Source organism: Arthrobacter agilis (genome assembly GCF_002953615.1).
Classification (GTDB): domain Bacteria; phylum Actinomycetota; class Actinomycetes; order Actinomycetales; family Micrococcaceae; genus Arthrobacter_D; species Arthrobacter_D agilis_B.
In genome coordinates this window covers 233,469-240,892 of sequence record NZ_CP024915.1, presented here as the reverse complement: position 1 = coordinate 240,892, position 7,424 = coordinate 233,469, and the positions used below count along the sequence as shown (strand labels likewise).

7 protein-coding genes are annotated in these 7,424 nt (G+C 70.6%); 4 read left to right on the top strand and 3 right to left on the bottom strand.

Translation table 11 applies throughout. From position 1 onward, the window contains the following. The coding region (locus CVO76_RS01170; RefSeq protein ID WP_208740395.1) for an MFS transporter at window positions 1-577 on the top strand (577 nt) is incomplete at its 5' end. A 10-nt stretch (window positions 578-587) separates the two neighbouring features. On the opposite strand, the gene CVO76_RS01165 is transcribed toward CVO76_RS01170, so the two are convergent. Next, complete coding sequence (locus CVO76_RS01165; protein WP_208740394.1) at window positions 588-902, bottom strand: DUF6457 domain-containing protein; 315 nt, start codon at window positions 900-902, stop codon at window positions 588-590. Window positions 903-1,127: 225 nt separating this feature from the next. Between CVO76_RS01165 and CVO76_RS01160 the strand changes: the two genes are divergently transcribed. Continuing rightward, window positions 1,128-3,020, top strand: a complete 1,893-nt coding sequence (locus CVO76_RS01160; RefSeq protein ID WP_208740393.1) for an adenylyl cyclase — start codon at window positions 1,128-1,130, stop codon at window positions 3,018-3,020. A gap of 176 nt (window positions 3,021-3,196) precedes the next feature. Here CVO76_RS01160 and CVO76_RS01155 read toward each other — a convergent pair whose 3' ends face one another. Further along, on the bottom strand, window positions 3,197-4,180 hold the full coding sequence (locus tag CVO76_RS01155; protein ID WP_208740392.1) for a LacI family DNA-binding transcriptional regulator: 984 nt from the start codon (window positions 4,178-4,180) through the stop codon (window positions 3,197-3,199). Window positions 4,181-4,192: 12 nt separating this feature from the next. Further along, window positions 4,193-5,266, bottom strand: a complete 1,074-nt coding sequence (locus tag CVO76_RS01150) for an AraC family transcriptional regulator (protein WP_208740391.1) — start codon at window positions 5,264-5,266, stop codon at window positions 4,193-4,195. Window positions 5,267-5,336: 70 nt separating this feature from the next. Between CVO76_RS01150 and CVO76_RS01145 the strand changes: the two genes are divergently transcribed. Further along, complete coding sequence (locus CVO76_RS01145) at window positions 5,337-6,848, top strand: flavin-containing monooxygenase (protein ID WP_208740390.1); 1,512 nt, start codon at window positions 5,337-5,339, stop codon at window positions 6,846-6,848. Continuing rightward, a partial coding sequence (locus CVO76_RS01140; protein WP_208740389.1) for an SDR family NAD(P)-dependent oxidoreductase occupies window positions 6,845-7,424 on the top strand: 580 nt, incomplete at its 3' end. The genes CVO76_RS01145 and CVO76_RS01140, both read left to right, overlap by 4 nt.

The window sequence follows — 7,424 nt, the reverse complement described above, 5'->3', positions numbered from 1 at the left end:
CGATGCCGGTGGAGGGGCCGCGCGGTATGCGGTTATCAGCATCGCCGTGAGCCACGCAGCCATGGTCTCCCTCATGTCCATGACGCCGGTGCACCTGCACGACCACGGCGCCGGGCTGACGGTCGTGGGACTGACCATCAGCCTCCACGTGGCCGGGATGTACGCCCTCTCGCCGGTCTTCGGCTGGATCGCCGACCGGGCCGGGCACACCCGCGGCATCCTCTGCGGCCAGGTCCTGCTGCTCGCAGCGCTGCTGACCGCGTGGCAGGGCTCCGGCTCCGAGGCGTGGGTGACCGCGAGCCTGGTGCTGCTCGGCCTCGGCTGGTCCGCCTGTGTCGTCTCTGCGTCGGCACTCCTCGCAGGTGCCGTCGATATCTCCGAGCGCGCGCCGGTGCAGGGCTCGTCGGACCTCGTCATGAACCTCGCAGGCGCCCTGGGCGGCGCCCTCGCCGGGCCGGCGCTCGTCCTGCTGGGCTACGCGGGCCTCGGCCTGGCAGCGGCCGTCCCGGTCGTCGTCGTGCTGGGGTGGACCCTCACGCGCGCGGCAGGCCGGGACCGGACCACGGTCCCGGCCTGACCGCTCGAGGCTACTGGGCGCTGCCCGTCCAGCCCTGCTCCTCGCGGGTCTCCTCGTCCTTCCGGAGAACGGTCGTCACGGTGTTCGCGGCCTTCTCCACCGCGGCGCTCGCCTCGTCCCGGTTGCGCGTGGTCACGGTGCCGGCGGCATAGCCCACGAGGAAGGCGCTGATGGCCCCGGCGGAGGGCGACACGTGCTGTGAGGACCGCTCGGCCAGCTCGACGATCCGCGGATGATCCACCTCGAGATCGAGGATCTGCAGGGCCTGGGTCAGGGTCCGGCTCCACTCGCTGAGGGTGCGCTCTTCGTCGTCGGGCGTTGCCATGGTGTCTCCTCGCGTCGGTGCGGTGCCTGGCTGCCGGCCTCCGCCGACAGTGCTCCTCCAAGCTTTAGCACCGGCACGGCAGTCCATCAAGGCACAGCTCGTTGCGGTGTGCCTTGACTTCGTCTGTCTCCGGGGATGTAATTCCCTCATCGTTCGGTGACACGATTCACCAACCGCATCGCCGATTCCCGGCAGGACCACCTCGACGGAGAGGAACCGTTCAGCATGACACCCCCCACAGCCAGGACCGGGCGAACCCGCCTGGCAGCAGTGCTCGGAGCCACGATGCTCCTGGCCACCGGCGCAGGAGCAACGGCCATCGCAGCTCCCCCGCTCGATCCCGCGGGAACGACGCCGGTCGCCACGAAGAAAGCCCCTCCGACCTCCACTCCGGACTTCGGGCCCAACGTGACGATCTTCGATCCGAGCATGCCGGTCAGCGAGATCCAGGCGGCGGTCGACGCCGTCAACGCCCGGCAGATCGACAACGAGATGGGCACCGAACGGGAGGCGCTCCTGTTCCTGCCCGGCACGTACGGCACCGACGCCGAACCGCTGCAGTTCAAGGTCGGCTACTACACCGAGGTGGCCGGCCTCGGGGCATCACCCTCCGATGTGACCATCAACGGCAAGATCGAGGTCTACAACCGCTGCCTCGAGGACGACGGCACCACCAACTGCATAGCGCTCAACAACTTCTGGCGGACGCTCTCCAACCTGACCCTCGAGGTCAACGGCGCCGGCCAGGACGGCTGCCGGGCCACGGCCAACTTCTGGGCCGTCTCCCAGGCGGTCTCCCTCCGCCGCGTGGACGTCACCGGCGGCACCCTCTCGCTGATGGACTACTGCACCGCCGGTCCCCAGTTCGCGAGCGGCGGCTACCTCGCCGATTCGAAGGCCGGCGACATCGTCAACGGCTCCCAGCAGCAGTGGTTGACGCGCAACAGCGAGATCGGCAGCTGGTCCAACGGCGTCTGGAACCAGGTCTTCGCCGGCACCGAGGGCGCCCCCTCCGACGAGGGCTTCCCCACTCCCCCGTACACCACCGTCGACCGGACGCCGGTCAGCCGCGAGAAGCCGTACCTGTTCGCGGACAGCTCCGGCTCGTACAGCGTCCGCGTACCCGCCGCGCAGCTGGACTCCCGCGGCATCTCGTGGAAGGACGGCCTGACGCCGGGACGCACCATCGCGTTGTCCGACTTCTTCGTCGCCCGTCCGGGCGACTCCGTGCAGGCGATCAACAACGCCCTGGCCCGCGGCAGGCATCTCCTCCTCACTCCCGGCGTCTACGACATCGCGCAGACCATCGCGGTGAAGCGGGCGGACACCGTGGTCCTCGGGCTCGGCCACGCCACCCTGACCGCCGTGGACGGCGCGACGCCTCTCCGGGTCGCGGACGTGCCCGGCGTCGTCATCGCCGGTGTCACGATCGACGGCGGCACCGTCAACTCCCCCGTCCTGCTGCAGGTCGGGACGAAGAACGGCAACAACGGCGCGAAGCACAGCGACCCCGCCAACCCGACGACGCTGAGCGATGTGTACTTCCGCATCGGCGGCCCGCACGTCGGCAAGGCGGATGTGAGCCTCGAGATCAACAGCGACGACGTGCTGATCGACCACACCTGGGTGTGGCGCGCCGACCACGGCAACGAGGGGTCCTTCGGCTGGGACGTCAGCACGGGACGCAACGGCGTGATCGTGAACGGCGACGACGTCACGGCCACGGGCCTGTTCGTGGAGCACTACCAGGAGTACAACGTCATCTGGAACGGCGAGAACGGCCGCACGGTCTTCTTCCAGAACGAACTCCCCTACGATCCGCCCACCCAGGCCGCATGGCAGCACGACGGCGTCCTCGGCTGGGCCGGCTACAAGGTGGCCGACGACGTGAAGCACCACTCCCTGGCGGGCGGCGGTTCGTACATCTTCACCAACGTGGATCCGACCATCCATGCGACGCGCGGCTTCGAGGTGCCGGACACCCCCGGGGTGGTGCTGGACCACGTCCTGACCGTCAACCTCGGTGCAGGGACGATCGACCACGTGGTGAACGACACCGGCGCACCGGTGAGCAACGCCAACACGGGGACGCCGAGCTACGTGGAGCGCTACCCGTAGGGAGGCATTCCTGCGGGCGCATGATTCCATGCAGCAGGGAGGGCCGGAGCATTGCTCCGGCCCTTCCTGCGTGCTGTGTCCGTACGCCTGTGCCTGGGCTCGGGACCGCGCTGCCGTCGCGGTGCACCCGGGCGGGCTTGCCGACCTGCGTGGCACCGGTGCCTCCGACGGCAGTGTCAGGCGGACTCCCGCTCCACGAGGTGCAGTCCGTGACCGGGATGCCCGGGCTTCTCCTCCGAGCCGTCGAGATCGGCCAGCACGAGGGCCGCCAGATATCGTGCCTGGACCTCGATGGACTGCGAGACCGTCGTGAGCGGAGGCGCCGCGAGGCGTGCAGCCGGGACGTCGTCGACACCCACCACCGCACAGTCGCCGGGACAGTCCAGTCCCTCCGCCCGCAGACCCGCGAGGACCGCGAGCGCGACGTCGTCGTTGTAGGCCGCGACCGCCGTGACGCCCTGCTCCCGCCAGGCCCGGACGGCGGTGACGGCAGCGGGCACGTCGAGGGCGACCGGCAGCACGTGCGGGTCCGGGAGTCCCAGTTCCGAGCAGGCGCGCTGCACACCGAGGAGGCGGTCGCGGGCGAAGACCTCGAGCCGGGGATCCGGAGGCCAGGCGTAGCCGATCCGCGCGCCTTGTCGTTCCGCGAGCCGCCGGACCTGCAGCGCGCCGATCTCCAGCTGGCTCCGGGACGGCAGGTCCGGTTGGGGCTGGTGCTCCTCGCCGAGGGTCCCGAGCACCTGGATGCCGGCCTGGCGCATGGCGAGGAGATCGTCCTCGGCGAACGGCGCGAAACCGATCACCGCACGCGGCGTCACCGCCCGCCAGAGATCGGTGAGGGGTCGGGATCCCCGGCCGTGGTGCACGAGGACCGACAGTCCGCGGCCCGAGAGTCCGTCGGCGAGTTCGTCGAGCAGGGTCTCGATCACCGGGCCGACGGGCCAGTCCGGCAGGAGGCACAGCACCAGGTCGCTGCGACCGGTGCGCAGCGCCCGGGCCGCCGCCGACGGGGCGTACCCGAGGCGGATCGCGGTCTCCCGTACGCGGCGCCGGGTCTCGGCCGAGATGTTGACGCCGTCCCGCCCGGTCAGGACGTAGCTGACGGTGGTGCGCGACACCCCGCTCTCACGGGCGACGTCAGCGCTCGTGATCCCTGCCACCGCTCCCCCTCATCACCTGCGTGTCCTGTCTGTCAGTGTAGGTGCGGGCGGTCGGGACCCGTGGGGGACGGGCCCGACGCCGGCTGCCCCACCGGAGCGCACGGCGCTCGGGGTTCTGCCGTACCACCGGCGGACACACCGCGTGAGGGCCGACTGCTCGGACAGCCCGACCAGCCCGGCGACCTGCTGCAGCGGCAGGTCCGTGCGCGTCAGGAGGCGCAGCGCGGTGTCCCGCCGGGCGTCGTCGAGCAGCGCCCCGAACGAGGTGCCTTCGGCGGCCAGCCTGCGCTGGAGTGTCCGTGCATGCATCCCCAGGAGCCTGGCCGCGGCATCGATCCCGGCCGGCGAGGTGCCCAGCATGCGGTCGATGGCGTTGCGGACCTGCGGTGCCACGACGCGCCCCGGCTCGGGGAAGTGGGTGCGGAGGTAGTCTAGGGCGATCTCGCGGAGTGTCCCGTCGACGCCTGCGAGCGGCCGGTCGAGCAGGCTCCGCGGGACACGCAACAGCGACGCGGGCTGCCCGAATCGCACCTCGGCGCCGAAGAACTCGGCATAGCGCGCCGCGGACGCCTTCGGCAGGTGCGAGAGGTGCACGGAGTGGAGCCCGTACGGGCCGTCCAGCAGGAAGCGGATCATGCGGTGGGCGAAGGCGAGGATGGCGTCGGTGGCTTGCCGGGGCAGTGTCCCTTCCGAGGACCCGTAGCAGAGGCCCACATCACCGGGGCGCCCCTCCGGGTCGGGCACGATCGTGAAGCGCAGCACGGGACTGTGCAGGAAGAGGAACTGGGATGCGCACTCCAGCGCAGCCCCGACGGTCGGGGAATTCTGGACGGCGACGGCGAGCGGTCCGAGGATGTTGATGTCCTGGTACTCGGAGATGCGCAGTCCGAGGTCCGGGCAGGGCAGCTCACGCGCCGCACCCTCGAGGAGCTTCGCCATCGCGACGTCGGGCACGAGGACGTCGTCGCTGTCGAGCGCCGCGAGCGGCACGCGGTACCTGCCCGCGAGCGCCTCGGCGTCACCCCCGGACTGCTCCACGACCGCGCGGAAGCCGCGCATGCCGGCGGATCGGATGACGGAGCCCATGTCGTCCAAGGGTAAAGAGGTGTCGTGTGAAGTCAAGCGATCGCGCGTCGACCCCGGAAATAATGGACCTATGGAAACCCCCCTCGAACATCTCGACGTCGTCGTCGTGGGCGCCGGACTCTCGGGTGTCGGCGCCGCCTACCGCATCTCCACCGAGCTGCCGGGCAAGACCTTCGCCGTGCTGGAGGCCCGCAGTGCCATCGGCGGCACCTGGGACCTTTTCCGGTACCCCGGCGTCCGCTCCGACAGCGACATGTTCACCCTCGGCTACCCCTTCCGCCCGTGGACCGAGGCCAAGGCCATCGCCGACGGCTCGTCGATCCTCCGGTACATCCGCGACACCGCGGAGGACCCGCGGATCCGCGAACGCATCCGGTTCCGCACCAGACTCGTCAGCGCGGCGTGGTCCTCCCGGGACGCCCGGTGGACCCTCGAACTCGAGGTCACGGACGACGACGGCGGCACGGAGCGCAGGCAGCTCACGTGCGGGTTCCTCTACCTGTGCAGCGGCTACTACAACTACGAGCACGGGCACGAGCCGGCCTTCCCCGGCCTCGAATCGTTCGAGGGCGAGGTGGTCCGCCCCCAGTTCTGGCCCGAGGACCTGGACTACGCGGACAAGCGCGTCGTCGTGATCGGCAGCGGCGCCACCGCCGTCACCCTCGTCCCGTCGATGGCAGACGACGCCGCGCACGTGACGATGCTCCAGCGCTCCCCCACCTACATCACGGCCGTGCCGAGCCGTGACAGGTTCTCCGACGCAGCGCGCCGCCATCTGCCCGCGGGGCTCGCCCACCACGTGGCCCGCGCCAAGAACGTCCTGTTCACGCAGGCCTTCTACCAGCTGTGCCGCCGCCGCCCGGAACTGGCCAAGAAACTCATCCGTACCCAGACGGAGCGCATCCTCGGCGACGAGAGAACCGTGCAGGAGAACTTCACCCCGGCCTACAACCCGTGGGACCAGCGCCTCTGCGTCGCGCCGAGTGCGGACTTCTTCCGATCCCTGAAGTCCGGGAAGGCCTCCGTGGTCACGGACACGATCGACGCCTTCACCCCGCACGGCATCCGGCTCGCGTCCGGGCAGGAACTCGAGGCCGACGTCGTCGTGACCGCCACCGGGCTGTCGATGCTGCCCCTCGGCGGGGCCACCTTCACCGTCGACGGGCACCCCGTGGACCTCGGCGACTCCTGGGTCTACCGCGGGCTCATGGTGAGCGGGGTCCCGAACCTCGCCCTCTGCGTGGGGTACACCAATGCCTCGTGGACGCTCCGCGCGGACCTCAGTTCGCGCTATGTCTGCCGCCTCATCAAATATCTGGACCGCCGCGGCCACCGGTACGGTGCGCCCGTCACCGACGGCGCGATGACGGCACGGCCGATCCTCGACCTCACCTCCGGATACGTGCAGCGCGCGGTCTCGGCCTTCCCCAAGCAGGGCGACCGGCAGCCGTGGACCATGCGCCAGAACTACCTGCTCGACGCGCCGACCGCACTGCACGGCAATCTCGCGAAGAACATGGTCTTCGATGCTCCCGCACCGCCCGCCGCCCCCGCACCCGAGCTACAGGAGATCCACGCATGAGCCTTCGCCCGTTCCGGTTCGCCGGTGCCACCGCCGTCGTCACCGGGGCCGCCGGCGGGATGGGCGAGCACCTTGCCCGCGGTCTCGCCGAGCGCGGGAGCACCCTGCTCCTCGTCGATCGCGATGCGGCACGGCTCGACGCCGTCGTCTCGTCCCTCCGCGCCACCTACCCGGGCATCCGGGTGACGCCCTTCGTCGCGGACCTCTCCGACCGCGCCGCCGTCGAGGGCCTCGCGGCCGACCTCCTCGCCGCGACCGACGCCGTGGACCTGCTGGTCAACAACGCGGGGGTGGCACTCGCCGGGCGCTTCGACCAGATCAGCATCGCGGACTTCGAATGGGTCATGGCCGTCAACTTCACCGCACCGGTCCTGCTTACGCACCACCTGCTGCCGAGGATCAGCCCGGGCGGCCACATCGTCAACGTCTCGAGCCTGTTCGGCCTCGTGGGACCGAAGGGACAGACCGCCTACTCGTCCAGCAAGTTCGCGCTGCGCGGCTTCACGGAGGCCCTGCGCAACGAGCTCCTGCCGCGCGGCATCGGCACCACGACCGTGCACCCCGGCGGCATCCGGA